This window comes from Pseudoalteromonas sp. McH1-7, from assembly GCF_013366255.1.
Classification (GTDB): Bacteria; Pseudomonadota; Gammaproteobacteria; order Enterobacterales; family Alteromonadaceae; genus Pseudoalteromonas; species Pseudoalteromonas peptidolytica.
Map to the genome: position 1 here is coordinate 1 of NZ_JABWPQ010000020.1, position 26,293 is coordinate 26,293.

General features: G+C 42.5%; 26 protein-coding genes. 8 read left to right on the top strand and 18 right to left on the bottom strand.

The features are described from left to right. Nucleotides 1–220: 220 nt before the first annotated feature. The 6 genes from HUZ36_RS14465 to HUZ36_RS14490 form a co-directional block, all read right to left on the bottom strand. Nucleotides 221–547, bottom strand: a complete 327-nt coding sequence (locus tag HUZ36_RS14465; protein ID WP_010368987.1) for a YbaB/EbfC family nucleoid-associated protein — start codon at nt 545–547, stop codon at nt 221–223. Between the two features lie 63 nt (nt 548–610). Further along, complete coding sequence (dnaX, locus tag HUZ36_RS14470) at nt 611–2,908, bottom strand: DNA polymerase III subunit gamma/tau (RefSeq protein WP_176033219.1); 2,298 nt, start codon at nt 2,906–2,908, stop codon at nt 611–613. A gap of 2 nt (nt 2,909–2,910) precedes the next feature. Beyond that, on the bottom strand, nt 2,911–3,456 hold the full coding sequence (apt, locus tag HUZ36_RS14475) for an adenine phosphoribosyltransferase (RefSeq protein ID WP_128730500.1): 546 nt from the start codon (nt 3,454–3,456) through the stop codon (nt 2,911–2,913). A gap of 483 nt (nt 3,457–3,939) precedes the next feature. After that, a complete protein-coding gene (locus tag HUZ36_RS14480; RefSeq protein WP_176033220.1) occupies nt 3,940–4,689 on the bottom strand; it encodes an HvfC family RiPP maturation protein in 750 nt (249 codons plus the stop codon). Nucleotides 4,690–4,691: 2 nt separating this feature from the next. Beyond that, a complete protein-coding gene (locus HUZ36_RS14485; protein WP_125252446.1) occupies nt 4,692–5,528 on the bottom strand; it encodes an HvfB family MNIO-type RiPP peptide maturase in 837 nt (278 codons plus the stop codon). Between the two features lie 158 nt (nt 5,529–5,686). Further along, a complete protein-coding gene (locus HUZ36_RS14490; protein WP_176033221.1) occupies nt 5,687–6,226 on the bottom strand; it encodes an HvfA family oxazolone/thioamide-modified RiPP metallophore in 540 nt (179 codons plus the stop codon). Between the two features lie 328 nt (nt 6,227–6,554). Between HUZ36_RS14490 and HUZ36_RS14495 the strand changes: the two genes are divergently transcribed. Next, entirely contained in the window at nt 6,555–7,550 is a 996-nt protein-coding gene (locus HUZ36_RS14495) for a tRNA-dihydrouridine synthase (protein ID WP_176033222.1), read from the top strand. 28 nt (nt 7,551–7,578) lie between these two features. After that, on the top strand, nt 7,579–7,953 hold the full coding sequence (locus HUZ36_RS14500) for a TraR/DksA family transcriptional regulator (protein WP_176033223.1): 375 nt from the start codon (nt 7,579–7,581) through the stop codon (nt 7,951–7,953). Here the strand turns inward: HUZ36_RS14500 and HUZ36_RS14505 are convergent. From HUZ36_RS14505 to HUZ36_RS14550, 10 genes are all read right to left on the bottom strand, one after another. Then, nucleotides 7,916–8,917 carry a hypothetical protein gene (locus tag HUZ36_RS14505; RefSeq protein WP_254879560.1) on the bottom strand — a complete coding sequence of 334 codons (1,002 nt, stop codon included), beginning with the start codon at nt 8,915–8,917 and terminating at the stop codon, nt 7,916–7,918. The two genes, HUZ36_RS14500 and HUZ36_RS14505, sit on opposite strands and share 38 nt — an antisense overlap. 51 nt (nt 8,918–8,968) lie before the next feature. Further along, the gene (locus HUZ36_RS14510; RefSeq protein ID WP_128730504.1) at nt 8,969–10,228 is read right to left on the bottom strand and encodes a tetratricopeptide repeat protein; all 1,260 of its coding nucleotides are present in this window, start codon (nt 10,226–10,228) and stop codon (nt 8,969–8,971) included. A gap of 11 nt (nt 10,229–10,239) precedes the next feature. Beyond that, complete coding sequence (locus tag HUZ36_RS14515) at nt 10,240–10,854, bottom strand: energy transducer TonB (protein WP_176033224.1); 615 nt, start codon at nt 10,852–10,854, stop codon at nt 10,240–10,242. Next, nucleotides 10,854–11,258: an ExbD/TolR family protein gene (locus HUZ36_RS14520; RefSeq protein ID WP_099642010.1), complete on the bottom strand. Its 405-nt coding sequence runs from the start codon at nt 11,256–11,258 to the stop codon at nt 10,854–10,856. Before HUZ36_RS14520 ends, HUZ36_RS14515 begins: the two co-directional genes overlap by 1 nt. 14 nt (nt 11,259–11,272) lie before the next feature. Beyond that, entirely contained in the window at nt 11,273–11,797 is a 525-nt protein-coding gene (locus tag HUZ36_RS14525) for a MotA/TolQ/ExbB proton channel family protein (protein ID WP_125252440.1), read from the bottom strand. Next, nucleotides 11,797–13,158 carry a MotA/TolQ/ExbB proton channel family protein gene (locus HUZ36_RS14530; RefSeq protein WP_176033275.1) on the bottom strand — a complete coding sequence of 454 codons (1,362 nt, stop codon included), beginning with the start codon at nt 13,156–13,158 and terminating at the stop codon, nt 11,797–11,799. Before HUZ36_RS14530 ends, HUZ36_RS14525 begins: the two co-directional genes overlap by 1 nt. 6 nt (nt 13,159–13,164) lie before the next feature. Beyond that, nucleotides 13,165–13,935: a DUF3450 domain-containing protein gene (locus tag HUZ36_RS14535; protein WP_176033225.1), complete on the bottom strand. Its 771-nt coding sequence runs from the start codon at nt 13,933–13,935 to the stop codon at nt 13,165–13,167. Nucleotides 13,936–14,340: 405 nt separating this feature from the next. Next, nucleotides 14,341–14,985, bottom strand: a complete 645-nt coding sequence (locus HUZ36_RS14540; RefSeq protein ID WP_128730505.1) for a CatA-like O-acetyltransferase — start codon at nt 14,983–14,985, stop codon at nt 14,341–14,343. A 51-nt stretch (nt 14,986–15,036) separates the two neighbouring features. Then, nucleotides 15,037–16,077: a Leu/Phe/Val dehydrogenase gene (locus HUZ36_RS14545; protein ID WP_128730506.1), complete on the bottom strand. Its 1,041-nt coding sequence runs from the start codon at nt 16,075–16,077 to the stop codon at nt 15,037–15,039. A 521-nt stretch (nt 16,078–16,598) separates the two neighbouring features. Beyond that, a complete protein-coding gene (locus HUZ36_RS14550) occupies nt 16,599–18,125 on the bottom strand; it encodes a fumarate hydratase (protein ID WP_125252436.1) in 1,527 nt (508 codons plus the stop codon). Between the two features lie 165 nt (nt 18,126–18,290). Between HUZ36_RS14550 and pabB the strand changes: the two genes are divergently transcribed. The 4 genes from pabB (at nt 18,291) to HUZ36_RS14570 (ending at nt 22,201) form a co-directional block, all read left to right on the top strand. Continuing rightward, on the top strand, nt 18,291–19,640 hold the full coding sequence (pabB, locus tag HUZ36_RS14555) for an aminodeoxychorismate synthase component I (RefSeq protein ID WP_176033226.1): 1,350 nt from the start codon (nt 18,291–18,293) through the stop codon (nt 19,638–19,640). Next, nucleotides 19,630–20,226 (top strand): NUDIX hydrolase, encoded by a 597-nt coding sequence (locus HUZ36_RS14560; RefSeq protein WP_128730508.1) that lies wholly within the window; start codon nt 19,630–19,632, stop codon nt 20,224–20,226. The genes pabB and HUZ36_RS14560 overlap by 11 nt, the downstream gene beginning before the upstream one ends. 183 nt (nt 20,227–20,409) lie before the next feature. Further along, nucleotides 20,410–21,786, top strand: a complete 1,377-nt coding sequence (locus HUZ36_RS14565; RefSeq protein WP_147390187.1) for an L-serine ammonia-lyase — start codon at nt 20,410–20,412, stop codon at nt 21,784–21,786. A gap of 181 nt (nt 21,787–21,967) precedes the next feature. Then, nucleotides 21,968–22,201 (top strand): hypothetical protein, encoded by a 234-nt coding sequence (locus HUZ36_RS14570; protein ID WP_128730510.1) that lies wholly within the window; start codon nt 21,968–21,970, stop codon nt 22,199–22,201. 221 nt (nt 22,202–22,422) lie between these two features. Here HUZ36_RS14570 and HUZ36_RS14575 read toward each other — a convergent pair whose 3' ends face one another. Together HUZ36_RS14575 and bamC are read right to left on the bottom strand one after the other, a co-directional pair. Beyond that, nucleotides 22,423–23,793, bottom strand: coding sequence for a YjiH family protein (locus HUZ36_RS14575; protein WP_147390186.1), 1,371 nt, complete (start codon nt 23,791–23,793; stop codon nt 22,423–22,425). A 66-nt stretch (nt 23,794–23,859) separates the two neighbouring features. Next, nucleotides 23,860–24,918 carry an outer membrane protein assembly factor BamC gene (bamC, locus tag HUZ36_RS14580; protein ID WP_125252430.1) on the bottom strand — a complete coding sequence of 353 codons (1,059 nt, stop codon included), beginning with the start codon at nt 24,916–24,918 and terminating at the stop codon, nt 23,860–23,862. A gap of 324 nt (nt 24,919–25,242) precedes the next feature. Here bamC and HUZ36_RS14585 point away from each other — a divergent pair, with 324 nt between their 5' ends. Continuing rightward, entirely contained in the window at nt 25,243–25,779 is a 537-nt protein-coding gene (locus tag HUZ36_RS14585; RefSeq protein WP_176033227.1) for a glycine cleavage system protein R, read from the top strand. A gap of 9 nt (nt 25,780–25,788) precedes the next feature. Then, entirely contained in the window at nt 25,789–26,262 is a 474-nt protein-coding gene (gene bcp, locus HUZ36_RS14590) for a thioredoxin-dependent thiol peroxidase (RefSeq protein ID WP_176033228.1), read from the top strand. The last annotated feature ends 31 nt before the right edge of the window (nt 26,263–26,293 follow it).

The following is a 26,293-nucleotide window of genomic DNA, read 5'->3' on the forward strand; positions in this document are numbered from 1 at the left end:
GCCTCATGATTCACTTGGCGATATGACACCAATTGGTTATCTTGAAGCTGCATAAAATTCTACGAAAGCGCTGTACTGAATTGGGTGGAGTTACAATGTCATGTGTATGTACTCACATCAAAATTTAATATCGGATACTTTGATTTGGTATCTATTTGGTATCCCGCAATTTAAAACAAAAAAATAGCGCCTGAAGGCGCTATTTTTATGGAATTCTAAATTAGAACGGCATTTTGAAGCCTGGAGGCATTTGCATGCCGCCGGTAACTTCTGACATACGCTTTTGTGTTTCTTCACCTACACGACGGACAGCGTCGTTTACCGCAGCGGCAAGTAGATCCTCAATCATGTCTTTGTCGTCTTCCATAAGGCTCTCGTCGATCTCAACGCGACGTACGTTATGGCTACCAAGCATAGTGACTTTTACCAAGCCTGCACCTGCTTCACCAGTGACTTCTAAGCTTTTGATTTCTTCTTGGGCTTTTTCCATGCGCTCTTGCATTTGCTGCGCTTGTTTCATGATGTTGCCCATTCCGCCTTTAAACATATTCTGCTCTCTTATACTTCAATTTGGTTTACTGTGATAAAAGATAAGGGCTAACGCCCCTAATTACAATGCTTGGACGCTATTTTCATCCAGCATTGCGTCAAATTCTTGAACAAATGCGCTGACGAGTGGATCTTCGCGCATTGCTGTTTTTGCTTGCATCAATCTATGCTCATCAAGCTGCTGCTGCACTAAAAACGGAGTACTGCTTAGTGCTTCTATGTAATTAATTTCCAGCGATACTGGCTTCTCTAACAAAGCACTGAGGCTTTCAGTTAATTTTTCTCTCAAAACTCCAGAGTCTAAGTGCTGTTGACTTGCATCTACTTGCAGTTGCACCTGCTCGCCTTCTTGCGTAAACACGCTGTGAAGTGCATATTGACGAATGCGCCCGCCTAGTTGCATTTTTTCAATCATATTTGCCCAATCATCACTTTGGTATGCAAATTTAATGTCGCTAATTGGGCTGACAAAGTTCTCCGGAGCTGGAATTTCAACTTGTGTCTTTTGCTCATTATCATCATGTTTTACAGGTGATAACTGCTCAAGCAATTCCGGCGCTAGATTTTCTGTGATTGGCCGATGACGCGCCTGGAACGCCTCTTTCTTTGGCTTTTTTATTACCGGACGAGGCTCAACCGTTTGCGCTACCTGTGGCTCGACATGCACATTCTCCATAGCCGCAGGCTTTGGCATTTGCATGGGCGCACTCGGCGCCTCAGACTTTTTTACCTCACCATCGGCTCCCACCAATTTACCAGCACCTGAGATGTTGCGATTTTTCAAAATCCTCGCTATAGCAGACTGCGCTTGGCTTTGTTGCTCTGACACCGGGGTACTTGCAGGAGATGTTACTGACTCTACCGCATCATCTGATGATGACAATATCGCTTGTTCGCTTTGTTGTTCATCTGGTGCTGGTGAAAAAGTACTACTTGCAGACTGATACTCTGGTTGTGGCGTTACAACCTGCTCTTGAAAGCCTTGCGCTACGGCCTGTGACATCACGCTATCATATTGGCTTGCTATCTGTGTTTCGTCAGCTTCAGGTTGTGAGCTTGGCCCCACGGGTGCTGATGATATTGGCGCTTGGGGTGTGGCTGGTGGCAAAGTCGGTGCAGGTGCAACTGGTGCAGTACCCTGCTGGCTCTGTGGTGCGCTTGCAACCGAGGTATTTTCAGCCGTTGGCTTTTTTAAAAGTTCACGCAGGTTGCCTACTTTACTTGGCTTTGCCTCTTTCTGCGATGCAGACGGCATGTTGCTCATACTAACGTGACTTTCTTTTTCAAACGCCATGAGGCGTAACATCACCATTTCAAAGCCAAGTTTAGGTTCTGGTGCCCATTTTAGGTCTTTTTTACCATTTAAGAGTAATTGGTACAGTAGTTGACCTTGTTGCGGCGCTAGCTGCTCTGCAAATAACTTGATATCGTTATTATCAAAATTTGATAGACGTGCAGCACTAGGCACTAGCTGCGCTAATTGAATAACGTGCAAAAGTGCGATCAAGTCGTCTAGCACACTGACAAAATTACCATTTTGTCGCGCTATTCTTTCTATACCGTCAAGTAATGCTTCGCCATCGTGGCACAACACCGCAGACAGAAGAATAATCGCATGTGCGCTGTCCATTAGACCAAGCATGGACTGTACAGCTGGCAATGTTAAATTACCATTAGTTTGTGCTATACCTTGATCCGTGAGGCTAAGAGCGTCACGCATACTACCGTCAGCGGCTTTTGAGAGCGTTTGTAACGCGCTAAGCTCAAACTCTATCTGCTCCATTGGCAGTATTTTTTGCAGCTGCTCAACAATTTGGTCTTGTGTCATCGCATTGAGGTTAAATTGCAAGCAGCGAGATAAAATCGTTACTGGTAGCTTTTGCGGATCCGTTGTGGCCAGCAAAAACTTTACGTGTTCGGGCGGCTCTTCTAACGTTTTTAGTAGCGCATTAAAACTATGCTTAGATAGCATATGCACTTCATCGATAAGGTAAACTTTAAATCGGCCACGAGTCGGTGCGTACTGTACGTTGTCTAAAATCTCTCTGGTGTCTTCAACTTTGGTTCTAGACGCGGCATCAATCTCGATTAAATCGATAAACTTGCCACTTTCAATCTCAGTACACGCACTACACTGACCACAAGGCGTTGAAGTCACGCCTTGTTCGCAGTTTAAGCTTTTAGCGAAGATCCTAGCAATCGTTGTTTTGCCCACACCTCGTGTTCCTGTGAATAAATAGGCATGGTGTAGACGCTTTTCATTAAGTGCGTTTACTAGAGCTTGCTTTACATGCTCCTGCCCCATTAATTCGTGGAAATTTTGTGGACGCCATTTACGCGCCAGAACCTGATAGCTCATGCTTATTCGCCTTCGAACTCTACTAAAGAGAGAATGTTGATCCCAAGATCTTGGATTTTCTTTTCACCACCAAGCTCTGGTAACGAAATAACAAACGCCGCGTCAGTCGCTTCACCACCTAGACGCTTAACTAATTTTGCGGTTGCTTCAATAGTACCACCTGTTGCTAATAAGTCGTCAACTAATAGTACTTTATCACCCGCTTCAATGGCGTCAGCGTGTAGCTCTAGGATATCTTCGCCATACTCCAGTTGATAAGATTGGCTGATCACCTCGCGTGGCAATTTCCCTGGCTTACGTACTGGAATAAATGGAATGCCAAGCGCATAAGCAAGCGGCGCTCCAAAAATAAAGCCTCGTGACTCGGTACCAATTATCTTAGTAAATCCACCATCTTTATATGCAGCAATGAATGCGTCGATGGTTGCTTTAAATGCAGCTGGCTCTGCTAGCAGTGAAGTAACATCGCGGAACATGATCCCAGGTTTTGGATAGTTTGGAACCGTTGCGATACTATTTTTGATTAATGACATATTCTCTGTCGTCATAATTACTGTGCTTTAAGTTTATTACAAAAGAGCCAGATTATAACAATTTTCTATCAGGTTGAAACCGACTGATTGATTTTACAGGTGAGGATGAGGAAAAAGCGAACAATTTAGCGCCGAAAAGGCGATGATAATGTGATTAATGTTCTAAGTCGCGCGGCCAGGATGAATCATTTACACTCGTATATTAAGCGCCGAGAGTCAAAAAAGGCTGCGAGTGCAGCCTTATGAATTGCGTGATTAAACTACCGCTGTTGCCCAACCAAGAATAGCGTTTAGACAGCCAATTCCAACAAAAACAGCAACAAATGCAATAAAGTATTTTGCATTAAACGGATCTTTAAAGTCACCTTTAGACATAGATACTACCTTTAATTTTATAACTCGCACCACCAGTTAATATAGATGGTATTGACCAGCGCCCTAGTCCGAGTTTAAGCACGACGAAAATCAGGCTGTATAATAGTCGATGTTACGCGTTGCTTAAAGGTTTTTCGTTTTGATAATGCCTAGTTTTGCCAATTCACCAAGGGTATGCAATGCTCCCTGAAATAGCTGCTCTTGACTAAATTGAGGCACTTGCTTGGCTATATCACTAGTAATTTCATAAAGTTGCGCCCCACCGTTTGATTCAATAACAGATAGCATTAGTGCCGTCATTGGATTTAATGCGATAAACTGTACATCGTCTTCGTCGTCACGAAATAGCGCAAAGCTAAAGGTTTGACCCTCTACTTTGTCCGGTTTAAAGGTCTCGCTTATCTGATGTACTGGGTATTGATAATGGGCAATTCGAGTGGTACTTGCTAAATAGAGGTTGGCATGTCGCAGCGCATCGGCATCGAGTGAATATTCATCCTGTGATTCTACTGTTGTGGCAACATCAAGTTCCAACCATTCATAGTGCGCAAGTTCAAGCATAAACTCCGGATCTGTTGCTGTGGGTTCATATTCGCCTTGTAAAAACAGCAGAAATTCTTGACTGATCTCCAGAAAATACGGTGATTTACAATGGTGTTTGACAAAGAACTGCCTGACTAAGGCAAGCCATTGTGTTGCTGGATACAAGCTCTTAAGTACAGGAAACGCACTACTCACAAACCCTTCTATATTATTGAAAAACAGCTCTTGATATATTTTTAAACGACGAGATTCAATACCACTAGGCGCTGGCTGGTTGTCAGGATCGCGAATGTACGCCATAAAAGCTTGCTGTGTTTCAACAAATGACATGTTTATACCTTTTCTTCCACATTGAAATACTTAACTTGAATGGCTGATATTTGCCCTGCCTCAGCCAGTAATTCAGGCATAGGTGGAATATTAAAATCTCGTTCTAACAAAGTAGGAAATACGCCGTGTAGCTCATAGGCTCGATGCAGCAATTGCCATACAGGCGAAGATACTTCAGCACCATGAGTGTCTACCAATAAATCATCAGCTTCCACAAAATGCCCTGCAATATGTCCGTATGTGATGCGCTCGGTTGGCATCGCTGCCAAAAACTGCTCCGCATCATAACCATGATTAATAGAGTTAACGTAAATATTATTTACATCTAAAAGTAAGTCACAATCTGCTTCTTCTAATACCGCCAGCGTAAATTCTAACTCCGACATTTCTTGACCTGGAGCGGCATAGTAAGAAACATTTTCTACCGCGATACGACGCTCAAGTATATCTTGAACTTTTTTGATCCGCTTTGCGGTATGGCGAATAGCCTCCTCGGTAAACGGTATGGGCATAAGGTCATACATGTGACCGTCACCAGAGCAATAACTAAGATGTTCACTGTAGGTATGGATATTATGCTGCTTAAAAAATGTTTTAAGCTGTGATAGAAACTCGGTATCGAGCGGTGCGGGTGACCCCAAAGACAAGGATAAGCCATGGCAAATAAACGTGTGTGCTTGAGTTAGCGCTTGAAATTGCTTGGCTAACTTACCACCAAATTTTATCCAGTTTTCTGGTGCAACTTCAAAAAAGTCAATTTGCGCGGGAGGGTTGTTTAACACATCCTCAATCATTTCTCGACGTAGGCCAAGTCCTAGATTACCTAGCTTCGCTGCCATTTACTCTCACCTTAGTGATTACTGTTGACGGATATAATACTGAAAAGCTAAAACAATTTCTGTGGTGATGTTTTGCTTAGTCTGAGGTACATCATGGCACAGCTCATCAAAATCCACTGTGCCATAAGGTAGGGTTAAGTGTGTTTTATAACCAGTAATTAGTGGCTACCACCACATTTGCCTTCGCCACACTTACCTTCTTTTTTGCCTTTAGCGTCGCCGCCACATTTACCTTCGCCGCACTTACCTTCTTTTTTGCCTTTAGCGTCGCCGCCGCATTTACCTTCGCCGCACTTGCCTTCTTTTTTGCCTTTAGCGTCGCCGCCGCATTTACCTTCGCCGCACTTGCCTTCTTTTTTGCCTTTAGCATGACCACCGCATTTACCTTCGCCGCACTTGCCTTCTTTTTTGCCTTTAGCATCGCCGCCACATTTACCTTCGCCGCATTTGCCTTCTTTTTTGCCTTTAGCATCGCCGCCGCATTTACCTTCGCCGCACTTACCTTCTTTTTTGCCTTTAGCATCGCCGCCACATTTGCCTTCGCCGCACTTGCCTTCACCAGCATCTAGTTGATAACCCGAGGTCATTGTTTCAAAGCTAAATGGATTGGCGTTTGCATCAGTAGCAGTAAGACCCGCAGTGCCTGCAACCACAGCGCTTAACGTAAGCGCGATAGAGTTATTTTTAATTGTATTCATACTGTATGCTCTCTCGAAAATAGTTGATTCAATTAGTAGACCAAGCTGGCTAGAGTTTTATTTCGCTCTTTTTTAAAAATTTCATGTTTACCGTATCATGCTCAAGTATGCTTGGGATAACTATCCTTTACCGTCGCGGTGTTTGTATTAAATTCACCCTACTCCAGTCTAATAGTAATTAAAAAATTAACAAAGCTCTCCCTACAAATATTACACCTTTAGTCCAACTCCCTACTATTGATGACTTACATTGCACGATTAGCTAAAATGGCGCGCTTTGAAGGTGTCATCTGCTGCGGCACCATGTTGCTGTATCTGAGGTTGTTATATGAAACTTGTTCTTGCGCCAATGGAAGGGGTCGTCGATTTTAAAATGCGTGAACTACTCACTGATATTGGAGGGTTTGATCTCTGCGTCACAGAGTTTATTCGTGTTGTTGACCTCACCTTTCCTCGCCGAGTTTTCGTCAGGTACTGCCCAGAGCTACTCAATGGCGGTTATACGAAGTCTGGAACTCCTGTTAGGATCCAACTGCTAGGGCAAGTCCCACACGCCCTTGCTGCCAATGCAAGAAAAGCTGTAAAGCTCGGCTCTCACGGAGTTGACCTTAACTTTGGCTGTCCTGCAAAAACAGTTAATAAAAGCAGAGGCGGCGCCGTATTACTAAAAGAACCGGAGCAAATATACCAAATTATTAAAGCGGTGCGAGAAGCAGTACCAACTGAGCAAGAGGTGAGTGCCAAGATTAGACTTGGTTTTGATGACGACGCAAACAGCACTGAGATTGTCGATGCAGTTCAGCAAGCCGGAGCCTCAAGCCTAGCTATTCATGCGCGGACAAAAAGAGATGGATATAAGCCGCCTGCATATTGGGAAAAAATACCGCCTTTACTGTCAAGGTTAACCATTCCTGTTATCGCAAACGGTGAAATTTGGCAAGTTGAGGATGCACTGCGTTGCCAGGAGCGTAGCCAATGCCAAGATCTTATGTTGGGTCGCGGAGCATTAGCAACGCCAGATTTAGCAGCTAAAATCAAAGCATACAAAGCAGATAAGCCCTACTCACCGCTTTCATGGGAAAATGTGGTCTATCACATATTGCATTCTTCAATGCACCAAGATGAAAATATGAGTGACAAGTACTTTTCGTCTAGAACGAAACAGTGGTTAAGCTATCTAAAGCGTCAGTATAACGATGCCCATCTTGTGTTTGACGAAATCAAAACACTTAAAAGCAAACAAGATGTCGTTAGAGTGCTTGAGAAATATGCAATATCTCCAGACCTTGATTCAAATCATAACAGCAAAGCTATACCCAAATGATAATGGGGCGTCGGATAGGAGAGCGCCCATGAATGAAAATGTAATAAACTACGAGCAAAGCCTTCAGGCTGAACTTACTGCACTGAGAAATGACTTTTTAGGTGAGTTGAAATCCTCACCCAATGAGTTTACACATAACCTTGCCAACACTTTAGAAGTTAATCCGCCAAATAAGTGGTTAGATATTGTGGTGGAAAAGATTAATCCGGAGCAATTCCCACAATACGATCGGCTGATGAAAGTCGAGGCTGCACTTTGTCAAATGGAGATCGGCCAATTTGGTTACTGTTGCGATTGTGAACAAACGATTGAGCCTGAGCTGCTAGAGCAAGACCCTGCAACTCAGCGCTGTATAAGTTGTAAAGCTAAGGCTGCAAGAAGTATGGATATGCAGCAAAAATAGTTGCAGGAAAATACACGATATTAGCAATCAATTGTTGTGCTTGTTGTTCATTCAGCGCTAGTCTTGAGTTGAGCACAACAAATGCTTGCTGTTGTGACCACCCTTGGTAGTGCAAGCCCAAATCTACTTCCATTATTGTTAGCAATAACATCTTATGCTGTTTTCTTACTTGTTTACATTTGGCAACCGATGCTGGCAAATTAACAAAGCCGTCTCGCCAGTTCAGCCCAGTTAACTTTTTACAACTATCTGGTAGCAACTCTAAAATGTAAGGGCGATGTAGATTCGGCATCACTGGCGGTACTGTATTTGTATCATGTACAGTAAGCTTAGTTAAGTTAGCCAATACCTTGTTAGGTGAAGTCTTTATGGAACCATAAAAGTTTAGTTTAGATTGATACCACTCTTTACCATTGGGAAGCTGATGTAAACCAAGCATTGCTCTTGGCTTGTAGCTGTTTAAGTAACTAATCAAGTCATCACGTGATTGGAGTGCTATATCAGCAGAAGTCAACTGTTCCAGTAATCCCTGGTGTTCAAGTCGGTTCAGCCTAATATTGCTTTCACTTGCCTCTACCAGCTTTGATTTGACGAATAAAAACCATTTATCAACTACTTCAGTACTCACCTTTTCTTGAATATACGCTATCACAGGTACATTACCAGGCCAGGGCAAGTAGCGCTCGGGGTAGCGCTGCTGAATTCTTAGATAATCTAATTCAGAATGTATAGCTACATTGGATGAGAGCAATTTATTTGAAAGGATTGAATGCCTACGCTCTAGATACGCTTCAGTAAACGGAAGCTCGTTGATCTCCAAGTCAGACTGTCTATACAGTGCGCTATTTAACGCGCGTAATTCTGAGCTGAACTCTTGCTCATTGAGGGAGAGGTTATTATCTCCACATGCAGTTAACGTGGAAAGTAGGATTGAGATTAACAAGGCTAAAGAATACTTTTTCATGGCTTAACTTCATATCTGAGAATCAAAAAAGCCCCTTTCGGGGCTTTTTTATTAAAGGCTGATGCCTTTGCGCTGTGCTTTGTCTTTAATGTAGGTTTCCCAACTCTTCGCAAACTTACGAGTACTCGGGTCATCCTGCGCCTTCACGATTGCTGCGTGGGCTTGCTTAAATTTGCCCTGATAGAAGTAAGCTTCTGCAAGATCTGCATATGCACTACCTTTTTTATCAGTACCAAGTTCAAGCGCCTTATTCAGCCTTACTACCGCAGCACTATATTTTTGTGCTTGATGTAGCAAGCTACCTGCTCGGCGATAAAGATCGGCATCATTATCAATTTTCGCTGCTTCTTCATAGAATTTTGCAGCGTCAGTGATTTCTTTAGCTTGATGATAATAACTTGCAAGTGCTGTTAGGTTCTGCTTTGTACGTTCAATCTTGCCATCTTTGATGGCTTTTTCGAAAGTTTGAGCAGCGCGCCAAGGACTATCTGTTAAAGAGTATAAACTACCAAGAATTTTGTAGTCATTCTCTTTTGCAAAATAGCCTTTGTCATACGCAACCTTCATTACAGTCATACCTTTACTGTAATCTTCAGTTTGCAAATAAAAACCACCAAGTTGAGTCCACACTTTAGGGTCTTCTGGGAAAACTCTAACCAGTTCTTCACCAACTTTCACAGCATTTTTGAACTGCTTCAGTTCAAAGTAAGCCGCTACTTTCATCAGATAGTACTGTTTATTAGGCTCTTCTACACCGGCAATTGCTTTATCAGCAGGAGCAATAACGTTTTTGAATTGCTTCAACTCATAATATGCCTGTGCAATACGACCATATACTTTTCCATCAGTTTCACCAGTGAAATCCATCCAAGCTTCATAGGCTTTAATACCTTCTGCGTACTTTTCAGTACCCAATAAAAGGTCACCTAATAGCTTCATGATGTCCGCTTGATCTTTAAAATTAAGCGCATCTGGTGCAATTGCTTGACGAGTATATTTAATGGCCTCGGCGTAATTTTCTTTTTGAGCATACAGCTGACCCAGATAACGGTTAACCGTTGCTTTGTCAAACTCATCAGAAGGGTCTAGCTCACGAAGCATTGCTATTGCTTCATCCACTTTCTCTTCGTTATATAAGTCGAAAGCTTGGGCAACTTTTTTACCTACCCGCTCACCCATGATTTTAGTTTTTGCCGCTTTACGCTTTTCTATTTCTTCATAGTTTGGCGCAGCAGAAACTGATCCTGAGTACGTACCACCAGTCAGTGCGATAAGAAGAGCAAGAGCTGTAAATTTAGGTAAACTTTTCATATCCTGCCTCCTTAGTCTTGGTTCAATGTGAAATCAAGCTGAACAGTGATGCCCGGCTGTTTCTGTGGTTTACCATCAACAACCTTTGGACGGTATTTCCACTTACGAAGCGCACGTTTAGCTTCACGGTCAAATATACGCTTTGGTTCAGCTTCAATAACTTCGATGTCTTCAACACCACCAAGTTCATTGATTGTGAATGATAAGCGTACCCAACCTTCTTTGCCATCACGAGCAGCTTGCGGTGGATATTTAGGCTCAATTCGAACGATAGGTGTTGCATCACCATCGCGACCGAACTCACCTGGTCCAGATAAACCACCTGCTGTACCACCTAGATCAATACTAGGCATATTAAAGCCGATGTTACCACCTGTCGGATCAGCAACGTCAGGCTGAGGCGGCTGCGGCTTAGGCGGCTGTTTAGGCGGTGGCGGCGGCGGAGGCGGGACACGCTTCCGCTGCTGCACCTTTGATTCAGGTGGATTCGACATAATCTCAACTATTATCTGTTCTTTTTGAACATCTGCCCTATCTGCTCCGCCGGAGATAAGATACGACATAAAAAAGAACAAGCCGAGAGTTACTGCCCCACCTGCTAGAAGTGAAAACAGAAGTCGAATCATTACTGATCTCCAGCTATTGAAATCTTCAGGTTGTCGCCAGTCGCTTTGATCTGATCCATAACCTTCACTACTACGCCGTGTTTCGCGCCTTTGTCAGCTTGAATAATTACCACGTCTGTAGGTTGCTCGGCCATTAGACTTTCAAGGTTAGCACTAACACGTTCAACATCTACCTGACGCTTATCCATCCAAATCTCACCGTTTTCACGGATTGCAATGAAGATGTTCGCGTTCTTAGTTTTTTGTGCTTGTGCCGCTTTTGGCTTGTTAACCTCAATACCAGCTTCTTTAACAAAAGAAGTGGTTACGATGAAGAAGATAAGCATGATGAATACGATGTCTAGCATCGGCGTCATATCTACTGCTGCATCTTCCTCTTCACGAAAACGTTGTTTACGTGCCATAGTTCAATCTCTCTCTAGTGATGAGGCAAGCTATCAACTAGCTTCTCTTTAGCCATTTTTGCACGTGCTTCTAAACGCGTGCTAAAGAAAACACCTGATAGTGCCGCAACCATTCCAGCCATTGTTGGTACCGTAGCCATTGAAATGCCTGAAGCCATTAATCGTGCGTTACCCGTACCTTGAGTAGCCATTGTCTCAAATACTGTGATCATACCTGTCACTGTACCTAAAAGACCGATTAAAGGACACATTGCAACCAATGTTTTGATAATCAACATACGCTCATCTAATTTTTCAGACGCTTCAGAAATCCAAGCATCGCGGATTCTGTGTGCGTACCAAGACGTAGTATCTTGGCGGGCGTCCCACTTAGTGACTATTTCCTTGTGTATTTTAGGAAATTCGCCCAGCAGGAACCAATAGCGCTCAATCATTAAAACCCACATTAGAAAGAGTGCTATTGCGACCACGTATAATACATCGCCGCCTGTAGCAACAAAATCCCTGATAGATTCCCATATCTCCATCAGGACTAACATTAGGCTTTCTCCTTCTCCGCGTGAGCGGCAACAATACCTGCGCTTTGCTCATCTAGGATGTGTAGAACCGCTTTACTACGACCAGCAACAACAGCGTGAAGTAGAATTAGTGGTAGAGCTGCAATTAGACCTAGTGCTGTAGTTACTAGCGCTAGAGAGATATTACCAGCCATGATCTTCGGATCACCTGTACCGTGTAGCGTGATTGATTCGAACGTCATGATCATACCAACAACCGTACCTAGTAGACCTAGTAGTGGCGCGATAGCCGCTAGGATCTTGATGATATTTACACCCATCTCAATACGTGGAGTTTCACGTAAGATAGCTTCGTCAAGTTTAAGCTCTAGGTTTTCAACGTCTTGGTCTTTGTTATCGTGGTATACTTTCAAGATACGACCAAGCGGGTTGTTTGTGTTCGGGTTATTCGCGTTTTTAATTTGCGCTTTGATTTTGCCGCTCACGATGAATAGGTCAAGCATACGGATAACCGCAATCAACGCACCTAAGATAAGTAGTGCTGTGATGATATAACCAACCGTGTCACCTTGGTGCCAACGTTCTTCCATTGTTGCGCGCTGAGTATTAAGTTGTAGTAGTGAACCACGAGTTGGGTCTACTGCAAACTTAACGTATTGATCAGCAGATGCACCGATTAAGCGCTCAACACCAGCAAGCTCACCACCTGGTTGCTTACCTAGTGGAACGATTTGTTTGTTTTCAGAATCGTAGATTACATAACCGTCTTTTGTTACTAGGTTGAAGTTACCTACACGCGTTACTTCTTTAACGTTAATGTCACCGCTTAGCTCTGCAACTTCAGCTTCAAATTTTGAAACTTTTGCAGACTCTGTCATTTCAGTCTGGAATGCAATCCAAAGTTCTTCAAGTTCACGAGTAGTAGGAAGTTCTTTCGCTTCCGCTAGTGAACGAAGTACTTCAGCACGCCCAGGCTTTTCAGCACTTACAAGTGATGCTTCAATTGAGCCAATAGCATCAGCTGCTGAACGACGAACAACACCGAACATTTCACCTAGAGTACCTTTGGCATTCTCTAGTTCAACTTCTTTTTCAGCAAGTGTGATTTCGTTTTGCTTAAACTGCTCGTTTAAACGATCGCCACGCGCTTTTTCAGCGGCTAAGTCACGTTTTGCTTTGTTCAATAAAGCTTGCTTGTCAGCACGGTCGTTTAAGAACTCTTGCTCACGTTGCTTGTTGATTTTGCCTTCAGAGATACGGTTTTGTTTAACCTGCTCTAAGATTTTGTCCAACGCTTCAGTGTTCGCGTGTGCATTCAGCGCGGCACCAGCAGAAACTGTTAACGCTGCAGCAACTGCAAAACCTTTAAATAGTTTCTTCATCATTAATTACTCCGCGCCAAAAATTGGTAGGTTTACAAGTTCAGGAGCCGCTTGCTTACGAGCAATACGGATCATGCTCTTAACTGGCTTAAGATATTCTTCACCCAGTTGATCCCACTTCTTGGTGTTGTTATTCCAAACCCAAGCGTGTTTTTGGTCGAACGACTGAGCAACGTATGCGATACGGCCAAGACGTGCGAAGTCAACATTGATATTTTTGCCGTTTTGTTCAAGTGAACCTTGGCTTGCAACCATAGTTGTGCTGTAACCTGTTTCAAGTGTGTAAGCTTCAAGCACCTGACGGAACTTTTCAGAAGTCGTTACAGAAGAGTTCGTCATAATGCTACGAAGTCTCTCGACACGCTCTAAACGTGTTTCTTGATTAAACGGAACGTCCGCTTTGATGAATTGCTCAAGCGTATCGATCATGCGATACATCAAAGGCACAACGTCCTGTTTTGTCTTATCAATAGTACCAATTTGACGCTCAAGAGACTCAATACCAGCATTCTGGTCTGCTACAAGGCGTGCAACGTGGTCGTTGTACACTTTTAGCAGTTCTGTTTCGTCGATAAGACCACGGTATTCAGCGATCATTTCTTGAGACTGACCATATAGGTTATCAATCTTTTCTTGAGACTTTTTAGCAGCCGTTTGAGTTTGTTGACCTACTTTTTGTATGTCATTCAAAGGATCTGCAATCACATTGCTGCTTGCAAAAGCTGTCGCGCCTAAAAGCGCCGTAGCTACAAGGCTCTTTCTGATTTTAACAGACATAGTTCCCAACCAATTAAGTAATGTTACTTTTATAATTTTTGCGCTCTTAATACGTAGTAAGAGCAACCCTGACATCATTTGACAGATATCAACCGTTCAATAATGCTAAATGCAACACGATGTGTCAACTTCGCTGTGAAAACATTTTTTGTCAATAAATAAGTAATAATTATATAGAAAACAAAAAATTAACATCAAAAACACAGCAAAAGATACAGAACTCTCGTAAAACCAACCTTTTGCATACGCTATTTACAATGCTTTACATCAGATTTATTCCAATAAGCTGAATAGATATTCCACATAAATATAATGAATAAACATAAAAAACAGCAAGATAAACAAAGTATGTCATTGTATTATGCGAAAATTATTTCATCGTCTGCAAATTAGCGCAAAATTTGTTTATCTATCCCAAATCTCTTGATCTATTTTTTCCTGTAAAATTCGTACGAATTCAGCGACGTGTAGACCATCCATTAACGCATGGTGCACCTCGATACAAAACGGCATAGTTCCATCTGCTTTATTATATTTTCCGAAAACAAATTTAGGAATGCCAAAGTCATCTCTACTGTGCCTTGCATGATTGAAACTAGAAAATGACAACCAGGGTAGAATTGACACATGGACACAATTTGGGGATAGACTTTCTGATAAAAACTGCTCACTAAGTAACGGCCCATCCAGTTGTTCAGCTTTACAGTGAAGATTCATACTAATGAAGCGCTTAAAGTCACGCTCGGGAGCCAACCTTACAAACCTAAATGTTTCATCATCACGCAGAAATACACTGCTAATTTCCACTTCATCGTACTCAACAACATCACTTGACTCAATACGATAACGGATTGGGGCGTATTGCTGTAATGCCAGTTGTAGAGCATACAAGCATGTTAGTGAGAAAGGCGTTTCAGTTCGCTTACTCAGCTCGTATAAGCGCCGCATTTGCAAAGTAACAGTCACAGAGAAAAACGGCTGTTCAAACTCATTGAAAAAAGCGTAGTGTTCTTTACGGGGCCAAGCTTCTAGAGAAATTTTCTTTTTCATACAAAAAAAGGGGCTTGCGCCCCTCTCTAAATCAGTTAAACGGCTCCACTATTATAGCCCGTTTTTAATGATCTCTTGTGCTAATTTGTCTGCAATTATATGCGTAGAAATTTGCTCTTGTTCAGATCGCTTGAAGATTTCTGTCAGCGTATCGTAAATACCTTCAACATGCTTAGTTGCTGCCGCTTCATCATAACCTTCAGGTTTCGTTTCATAATAAACGTTAATGATACCGCCAGCATTTATCACATAATCAGGGGCATACAAAACGCCCTTTTCGCGAATAATTTCACCATGGCGCGATTCAGCCAGCTGATTATTTGCACATCCAGCAATAATCTTCGCTTTTAAGCGAGGGATAGTGTCGTCATTAATGGTTGCACCTAACGCACACGGCGCATAAACATCAACGTCTAAGTCATAAATTTCATCGATACTGACAGCTGTTGCGTTAAAATCATTAACAACACGCTGTACTGACTCTTGGTTAATGTCGGTAACAAAAAGCTCTGCGCCTGCTTCGTGAAGGTATTTGCATAATGTGTATGCCACAGCGCCTAAACCTTGTACAGCAACTTTAACTCCAGCGAGATCTTCGTGACCATGCTTATGTTGATATGCCGCTTTGATGCCAAGGAAAGTACCTAATGCGGTAAAAGGAGATGGGTTACCGCTTTTGCCCTCTAGCCCCATCACATAATTTGTTTCTTTATGCATGGTCATTACATCACCAGTTGTGATGTTTACATCTTCGGCTGAGTAATAGCTGCCACCTAAACGTTCAAGATGTCTTCCGAATGCACGAAATAACGCTTCTGATTTTATTGTTTTCGCGTCACCAATGATCACCGATTTACCTCCACCAAAAGGCAGTCGTGCAACGGCATTTTTATATGTCATCCCTTTTGATAGACGTAAAACATCATACACAGCATCTTCATCTGACGCATAGTTCCATAATCGGCAGCCACCTACCGCTGGCCCCAACTTAGTATTGTGAACAGCAATGATAGCTTTTAAGCCAGACGCTTCGTCCGAGCAAAACACGACTTGCTCATGATTATCAAATTCAACTTGGTTAAATACAGCCACTTTCTTTTTCTCCAAAATTATCAATCCCACTTGGGCATGCTGTTTGATGTTATACCAATTTTCTTAATTAAGTGGTCTATTTTGGGGCGAGAAAACCTTGTCGATAACCAGGCAAAAATTTTGCTATTTAGTTGTTCTAAATAAGAAATTTTTAACGCAGTTAGCGTCAGATTTACTCCTTCAAATTGAGCAAGTATTAAGTCAAATTGGTATTAGGTAATATTACGACTCATCAAACGCAAATAGCGCTGAAATTGGCTAGACTCTATCACTAACTTTAGCACCATTCCACAAATTGAGATGATATAAACCCATTTGCACTCAAATACAAATATAAAATCCAACAAATTATAAAATCAAGGCAAATATATCCTAAAAAACAGTCTTTAATCAGAATTTAATCTAAGTTATTTGAATTTCCCGAAGTTACTGTTTACGTAAACGGAAAGCACTTTGATAATGTAAACTATCACATACAGAAAAAGGGAGGCATATGCCTCCCTTTTCTCTGTTACGATGCCTTAACTAAGCTTACTATCTAGCTCTTCAATTTTGGCTTTCCAAATAGCAGGGCCCTGAGTGTGGGCATTTTCACCGTTGCTGTCGACAGCAACGGTTACTGGCATGTCTTCTACTTCAAACTCGTAGATAGCTTCCATACCTAAGTCTTCAAATGCTACAACGCGTGACTTCTTAATCGCTTTTGCCACTAAATATGCAGCACCGCCAACAGCCATTAGATAGACGGATTTATTTTGTTTGATCGACTCAACCGTCGCAGGCCCACGCTCAGCCTTACCAATCATACCGATAAGTCCCGTCTTCTCTAACATTAAGTCAGTAAACTTATCCATACGTGTAGATGTGGTAGGACCTGCAGGGCCTACAACTTCGTCGCCAACAGCGTCCACAGGACCTACGTAGTAAATAAACTTATTAGTAAAGTCGACGCCTTCTGGTAGCCCTTCACCTGAGTTGATCATTTCTTGGAGGCGCTTGTGAGCAGCATCACGACCAGTGAGAATTTTACCCGAAAGTAATACTGTTTCACCCATCTTCCACTCTTGGATATCGTCTTTAGTCAGTGTGTCTAAGTTAACACGTCGAGTATCTTCACCGACTTCCCAAGTTACTTCTGGCCAATCTTCAAGTTTTGGTGCTTTCAAGTCGGCAGGGCCTGAACCATCAAGAGTAAAATGCACGTGACGAGTAGCTGCACAGTTAGGGATCATAACAACTGGCTTAGATGCAGCGTGGGTTGGTGCAGTTTTAATTTTGACATCAACAACCGTTGTTAAGCCACCAAGACCTTGTGCACCAATACCTAACTTATTAGCACGCTCAAAAATTTCTAGACGTAGCTTTTCTTCCGCTGTTTCAGCGCCACGCTCCATTAATTCATGGATATCGACCGGATCCATTAATGATTCTTTCGCAAGTACCGCTGCTTTTTCCGCAGTACCACCGATACCTATACCCAACATCCCCGGTGGACACCAGCCAGCGCCCATGGCAGGTAACGTTTTCTCTACCCACTCGGCTACATCATCAGATGGGTTTAACATCACCATTTTAGTTTTGTTTTCTGAGCCACCGCCTTTGGCAGCGATCATCACTTCAACTTCTGCACCTGGTACCATATCAATATGAACAACAGATGGCGTGTTGTCTTTGGTGTTTTTACGACTACCAGCAGGATCAGCGACAATTGATGCACGCAGCGGGTTGTCTGGATTGGTGTATGCGCGTCGTGTACCTTCATCTACCATCTGTTGAACAGTTAAGTCCGTTTTGTCCCACTTAACATCCATACCTACTTTAACAAAGCAAGTAACGATACCGGTATCTTGGCACAACGGACGTTTACCTTCAGCTGACATCCGTGAGTTGATAAGAATTTGCGCAATCGCATCTTTTGCAGCCTTACTTTGTTCTTTTTCGTAGGCCTTCTCTAACGCTTGGACAAAATCAAGTGGGTGATAAAATGAGATATATTGAAGCGCATCTTCAATGCTATCAATAAAGTCTTGCTGACGGATTGTGCTCATGACGGTTCCTCAATTTTCGACGGTATGGTTCAGGATTGAAACGCTACGCTGGCAATTGTTGTTATTCAGCGTCAGAAAGTCAATTTCAATACCTTGAACTATGGAATAGCAAGCAACTATGATAACCTCCTCGCCCGTTTGGGGCTAGCTTTGCAGGTCAAGTAAATGATAAATGAGCAAATAAACTGTGTTAAATTAGACATTCAACTGAGTGCAGTTGAACTTTTTGAATACTTTGCAAACGAAACGCAAGCGATCCTGTTAGATTCGTGTGATTCTGAACATATCAACAGTCGCTACCACATTATCGCTTTTGAACCTTTGCATACACTTGAAGCGCGGGACGGTGCCATTTATTTAGACGGTAAAATAATGGATCAATCTGCTTTTACCATCATGAAAAGTAAACTGGCATTAATGAATCAAAGTCAAGCTAGCCATGGTTTACCATTTACTGGGGGATGGCTTGGCTATTTTGGTTACGACTTTGGCCGCTACATTGAACAAATTCCCAGTACAGCCGACCAAGATATTTCGCTTCCTGATACGCATATCGGGCTGTACCCTGATGCACTTATTTTTGATAAAACCGCTAATGCGTGGTTCTACGTCTCTCAACCAAAAACCGATAGACTAGCAAATTACTTGAGCCGTATAGAAGCGCCCTCGTGCTACAACGCATTTACTCTCACATCAACGTGGCGTTCAAACATGTCTCAAACACAGTACGAGGATAAGTTTAACAAGATTCAAGCATATTTACTCAGTGGGGACTGCTACCAAATCAATCTCGCACAGCGTTTCAGCGCAACATATGATGGTGCTCCTTGGCTTGCCTATAAGAAACTTAGAAATAGCAATCGTGCACCATTTTCAGCGTTTTACACACTTGGAAATAGCGCAGTGCTATCTGTATCTCCTGAGCGTTTCATCCAAGTAAAAAATAATGTTGTTGAGACTAAACCAATTAAAGGAACCCTGCCTCGTTTGCCCGATGAGCAAGCCGACCTTGTGCAAGCAAAAGCACTTCGCAACAGCACCAAAGATCGCGCTGAAAATGTCATGATTGTTGATTTGCTTAGAAATGATTTAGGTAAAGTAGCTAAACCAGGCTCAGTCACAGCACCTGCTCTTTTTGATATTGAGAGCTTTCCTGCGGTTCACCACTTAGTCAGCACAATCACTTCCGAATTGGCCGAAGGCAAATGCGCGGTGGATCAATTAGAGGCCGCATTCCCTGGCGGTTCAATTACTGGCGCCCCCAAAATAAGAGCAATGGAGATAATCGAAGAGCTTGAGCCGCATAGACGTAGCGTTTATTGTGGGTCGATAGGATACCTAAGTGCATGTGGAAATATGGATACATCCATTACTATTCGTACATTAGTTTGTCATCAAAATAAAATTTATTGTTGGGCAGGTGGTGGTATAGTAAAGGACTCTCAAGCCCAGCTTGAGTACGAGGAAACGTATCATAAAGTAAACAAGATTTTACCAGTATTAAATGAAAACTGATCAAGTAATCTCGCAATTTTTACTGGCGTCATCAGCTGCGCCAGTGCAGCAAACAAAAGGCGCTGTGCATACGACTATAAATCAAGCTGCACGAAAAAATACTGTGCACAGTGCAGTATTACTTCCTATCGTAAGCGTCCATGACCGCGCACACCTACTCTTTTGTAAACGCAGTAATATTCTAAACAGTCATCCAAGTCAGATCTGCTTCCCAGGTGGTAAAGTCGAACAACAAGACGCCAATATTATTAATACAGCGCTTAGGGAAACCGAAGAAGAAATTGGTTTGTCTATCACAGAATCTCAAGTGTTAGGTACGCTGCCCTTATTGAGCACGTTGACAGGCTATCAAATCACTCCCGTCGTAGCTAAGGTACATCAGCATGCCAAATGGCTAGGACAAAGTGCTGAAGTCCAGCATACTTTTGTGCTTCCTTTGAAACAGCTCAAGGCACAAAAAAATTGGCAGACCTTCAATTTTATCCATAAAGGAGAGTCAGTCTCTCTTGAAGGGTTTATGACGCCTCATGGTTTACTATGGGGCGCGACAGCTAAAATCGTAAAACAGTTTATCCAGCTAGTGTAGCCATAAGTGATTCGACTCATTGTTTTGAGATCTTTTATGTAGTTTCGCGCTCGCTCTCCCCTTTTTTGGCGCTTGTGGTCCATAAAAATAGCCTTACCCCATCAGTTTTGCCGAATTTGGGTTACTTCCCTCTACAGACACGTTATGATGACGTCCGTTTTAAAGGCAATGTGAGTAAAATTTATGATCAGTGCATTCGATATGTTCAGTATCGGTATTGGACCTTCCTCCTCTCATACTGTTGGACCAATGCGTGCTTCTAGGCTTTTTGTTCAAGACTTATTAGCACAAGGCATTATTGATAATATCACCTCGGTGAAAGTAGAGCTTTATGGCTCATTGGGTCAAACTGGAATTGGGCATGGCTCTGGCAAGGCAGTCATTCTAGGACTTGCAGGTTACGACCCTGAAACAATTGACGCAGATCTCGTTCCTGAAATTCTTGATACTATTGAGAATGAACAAGTTATCTATCTTGATAAACAGTATAAAGTTAAGTTTCCCAAACAAGGGGCTATTGTTTTTCACCGCAGAAAAACACTGCCAAAACATTCAAATGCAATGGAAATCAAGGCATTTAATGGTGAAGAGCTCGTCCACAGTCAAATATATTATTCAATTGGCGGTGGATTTATTGTTACAGACCAAAACTTCGAAGCTGAGAAGCAAGCGGCCCTTGATATTAGAACGGAAAATCCGGCACCTTATCCATTTAATTCAGCAGCTGAGCTATTGGAGATGTGCAAAGAGTCTGGTCTTAGTGTGTCATCCTTGATGATGGCAAACGAAAAGACGCTAAGAAACGAAAGTGAAATTAAAGAAGCGCTTTTTCACATTTGGCAAGTCATGAAAGCCTGTATTGAGCGCGGCATGAAGACCGAAGGCATCCTACCGGGCGGACTAAAAGTACGTCGACGGGCACCAAGTTTATACTTAAAGTTAAGTGTTGAGACGCATCAAGATCCGCTGCGAGCAATGGACTGGGTCGATCTTTTTGCCCTTGCGGTTAATGAAGAAAACGCAGCAGGTGGCCGTGTTGTGACTGCACCGACAAATGGCGCCGCGGGGATTCTTCCTGCTGTGTTGATGTATTACCATACCTTTATCAAAGAAGTTGATATGGAAATTGCGACTCGCTACCTGCTGACAGCAGCCGCTATTGGTATTCTATACAAGAAAAATGCCTCAATTTCAGGCGCTGAAGTTGGTTGTCAGGGTGAAGTTGGTGTTGCCTGCTCTATGGCCGCAGGCGCGCTCACTGAAATTATGGGTGGTAACGTTGTCCATGTTGAAAATGCAGCTGAAATTGGTATGGAGCACAATTTAGGCCTTACTTGCGATCCTGTTGGAGGCTTAGTGCAAGTACCTTGTATAGAGCGTAATGCAATGGGTTCAATTAAAGCGATTAACGCATCGAGACTGGCACTGCGCGGTACTGGCGATCAAAAAGTGTCGTTGGATAAAGTCATTAAAACCATGCTCGATACTGGTAATGACATGAAAACAAAATATAAAGAAACAGCTCGTGGCGGGCTGGCAGTAAATATCATTGAGTGCTAACTGACAATTGTCAGTTCACTTTTTAATATACTTAATGGCATCATGGGCTATTTCGTGATGCCATTTTTTATTGCGGATAACATTACGAAATTATACCAATTTTAATAAACTCTAGATTTGAACCTTCAAGTTGAGTCGAAACAAAGTCTAGATGATATTCTTTATAAGGAGTAATACTGTCATGTCAGGCACTACAATGGTTTTTCTCATCGTACTAATTTGTGTCGGCGGCGGCATCATTAGTGAGATGTACAAGCGACGTTTGGAATTTAAAAAAGCGGGCACTCACACTAAGGAGCAACAAGCACAGCTGCAAGCTGAAATTAATGCGCTAAAATCCCGAGTAGCAGCACTTGAGCAAATTGTAACGGATGAAGGTTACCAATTAAAAAAGGACATAGATAATCTGAATTAGTCTAAACACTGGCGAGCATAGTCAGTTTCAACATATTGGAACTTACCATCCAAGGCGCTGCCTTGCGCTTGGATAGGTTCTCCGTCTCCTCATAATAACCAGAGGCAAAGCTGGTATTTATGTGTAGAGCAAGCACTGATAAGAAAGGCCTGTAGCGAGCTGGCGTTAGGTAGTATGCTTATAGCTCCCTACCTCTCGTAGGGAGCTTACTAATGCGTTAGTTAACCAATTAACCATTTAGCCATAAGTACAATAACGGGTAATGTTACCAGCGTTCTTAGAATAAAAATCAGAAACAATTCCCATAAGTTTACTGGTATTTTGCTTCCCAGAAGCAGTGCACCCACTTCAGACATATAAATTAATTGAGTAACACTCATTGCCGCAACAATAAATCTTGTTGTATCACTTTCAATGGAGCCTGCCGCAAGAATTGATGGAATAAACATATCCGCAAAGCCTACAACGATTGTCTGTGCGGCCTTTTCTGCCTCAGCCACATTTAAAAACTCTAGGAAAGGTACGAATGGAGTACCTAGATACTGAAATATTGGTGTATATTCAGCAATGATAAGAGCAAAAGTACCCACAGCCATAACTACAGGTAACACAGCAAATACCATATCAAGTGCATTATGAAGCCCTTCTTCCACCGTACCTTTTATACCTGGTGCTGTTTTGGCTTTGGTTAATGCAACATCCAAAGAGTGGCGAAGCAATCCTTTACCTTCAGGAACCGCTTCTGAATCTTGGTTATGATCTGTGCCATCAATATATATGTCTTTTTTAAATCTAAGTGGTGGTAGACGTGGAACAATGATTGCCGCGGCGAAGCCTGCTGCACATACGGTAAGGTAAAATGGCGCAAATAGATGCTCGAGCTTCACTTGGCCTATCACGACCAAACAAAACGTGATGGAAACTGCTGAGAAAGTAGTGCCTATGATGGCCGCCTCTCGCTGTGTATAATGTTTATCTTCATACTGACGCGCTGTCATCAAAATACCGACGCTACCATCTCCTAGCCACGAAGCGACGCAATTTACCGCACTACGGCCTGGTACACCAAATAAGGGACGCATCACTTTGGTGAGTAAAGTGCCAACCATCTCGAGTAAACCAAAATTAAGTAATAGTGGCAACAATAACCCAGCGAGGATAAAAACAGAAAACAGCACCGGTAACAGGTCATTAAGTACAAGTGCGCCAGTGTTTTCTGAGTGTATAGCCTCCGGACCAACACCATTGAAAGTAAGCACAATAAACACCATGCCGATAAGTCTGGTTACAAGCCAAACCCAACTGACATCAAATAAGTGTCTTATTATGTTTATTTTTAATAGTGCTTGCGGTTTAAAGAGCTTAATAATCAAACTCATCACCCCTGTGATACAAACAATAGCAACAATCATATCTTTGATAAAAGGCGCAACCTGCGCTTGCAACCACTTTGCCATCACGGCTATTGGAATAGTCATCGCCTCGCCAACAGCAACGGGCGTCATAAATAAAAAAATACCAATCAATGACGGTACGATAAACGCAAACCATGTTTGTAAGGTACTGCGTGTAGCCATAGTGCTCTGTGTCATTTTTTTACTTCCACAAAAACAAAGAAAAGAGCCGAAGCTCTTTTCGTTTCTAAATTATTATACTTGTTAGATCGTTAGACCCTTCTGCCTAAGCAGCTCAATTAAAGCCTGATGCAAGTTATTCATGGTGTTCGCATCTAGCACATTGCCTTGTCCATCTTTCCACGTAATTGATGTGCGTGTGTCTTGCGCTTCGGCAACACTTATTGTGTAGTCACCATTTTCAATAGGCAACACCACAGCTTCTTCGCCCCAGATAGAGTCCCAAACGCTGCTTTCCGGCGCTTCATAGCGAACTAACACTTCTTGTTTTTCCCTATCAACGCGGACAACGGTAAAGTTACTTCTTTCTAGGAAGTTTGAAAAACGATCCAACACCGCTTGCTGACCTTTTTCGGTAAGTAGTGCCGAATTCCCCGCTTTATCAAAGCCTAGCTCTAATGCCAACACGCCTTGTCGCTTGCGAAGCTCAACCTGAAGTAGACGATACTGATAGTCAAATTCCGATACTACTTCGTTAAGCGCTCGAACCTCTAGGTGACGCTTTAATAATGGCGTGAGCGCTTCTTCACCTTGATAATCAACTAGTTCAGCTAAAACTGATGCCGTACGTTGGTGTGCTTTTTGCTCTACCGTGAAGGTAAATTTTTGTTTAGCAGGGGCTTTGCTCTCTTCCCAAAACCAGCCATCTTTTGGTTTAATGAGCGAATACCAAGTGGTTGTTACGGTACCTTGTGCTTTATTTTCAACCTCATAACCTGCTTCGTGTAAAGCAATGACGCCATCAACAGCACGCCAGATAAACTGTGGTAAATCGTCTATACCATCGTTTTTATCAAAAAAGATCCTTGCCGCTTCTTCGCCTTGCTCAACCCAGCTACCTTGCGCAACAGTCAATACTTGTTGAGGAGCACGGTAACTGACCGGTTCTGGGGTGTTTTCATATTGCCCTACAGGCATCGCAAATTCAGGGTCGCGATAAGGCTTCTCTAGCCCTTCAGGAACCTTAACTGGCGCATTTGCTCGATAATTTCTCTCATGATGTGCATCATTTGTGAAAATACTACAGCCGCTCAAACTAACGGCAATTCCAAGAACCAGTGATTTTGGGATCCAATACTGCACTCATTTACTCCTTAGCAAACCCTATTATTATTCGAATCAAAGTTATGATTTAGGATTGCCGAATTGGTTCACACAAAGTTACCAAATATTGGCAACGTTGAACTATTAGCGCTATGACAGTATAGATTTAGCACTTTTTGCTGACCTATCTATTACATAGCCAAAAATTTGCCCTATGTTACTTGTCATGCACCAGAAAAACAAGCAACCACACAGTCATCCACGATTCTATTTTTTATTACATCCCGCTAGCGCTAAAACTCAGATATGGTAGTATTTCGCGTTAACTAATTGGGCGCGTTACATGAAATCAGAGGTTTTAAAATGGCCACGCATCATACAAACCATCAGCTAGTCTTAACAGCGATAGGTGAAGACAGATCTGGTATTGTTGGTGAATTGACACAACTTGTGAGCGACTGCAACTGTAATATTATCGACAGCCGTATCGCAATATTAGGTAACGAATTTACTTTCATTATGTTACTCGCCGGTGATATGGCCTCTATCAGTCGTGTCGAACATACCTTACCAGCTAAAAGCATGGAGCTGGGTTTGTTGACCATGATGAAACGAACCTCAAGTCATCAACAAGGGGAATTTAGTGCCGGTTATACCTTGGAGTACGAAGGGCTGGATTCTCCCGGTACATTGAGCAAAGTGACTCGCTATTTTGCAGCGCAAGGCGTCAGTATTTGTTCACTAAAATCGGATACCTTTGAGCAAGATGACGAACTTCACATGCGCTGTGAGCTTGAATTCAATATTCCTGTAGATGTTGATATCGATAACTTTAAAGTTCAGTTTGAAGATCTTTCTCACGCCTTAAACGTAGATTACATTTTTAGACGCATTCGCTAAGGATTTTACATGAACACTTTGAAAGCAGGTGATAAAGCACCATTATTTTCATTACAGAATCAAAATGACGAAACCATTGAACTTGCGAGCTTACTTAAGAGCAATCAAGTCTTAGTCTATTTTTACCCCAAAGCGCTTACACCAGGCTGCACAGTTCAAGCGGAAAACTTACGCGATCACAAAACAGAACTCGCTGCACTTAACACCGTTGCCGTTGGTATTAGCCCTGATCCTGTGAAAAAGTTAAAAAACTTTGAAAACAAAAAAGAGCTAAACTTCGATCTACTCTCTGATGAAGATCATGCCGTCGCAGATGAGTTCGGTGTTTGGGGTCTGAAGAAATTTATGGGTAAAGAGTATGACGGGATCCACAGATTGTCGTTCCTGGTGGGTCAGGATGGAACCATCAAACATGTATTCAATAAGTTTAAAACAAAAGATCATCATCAAGTCGTTATTGAGCATCTAAAAGCGCAAGCATAAACAATAGATGGTTCAACACACCCAGTAGTAA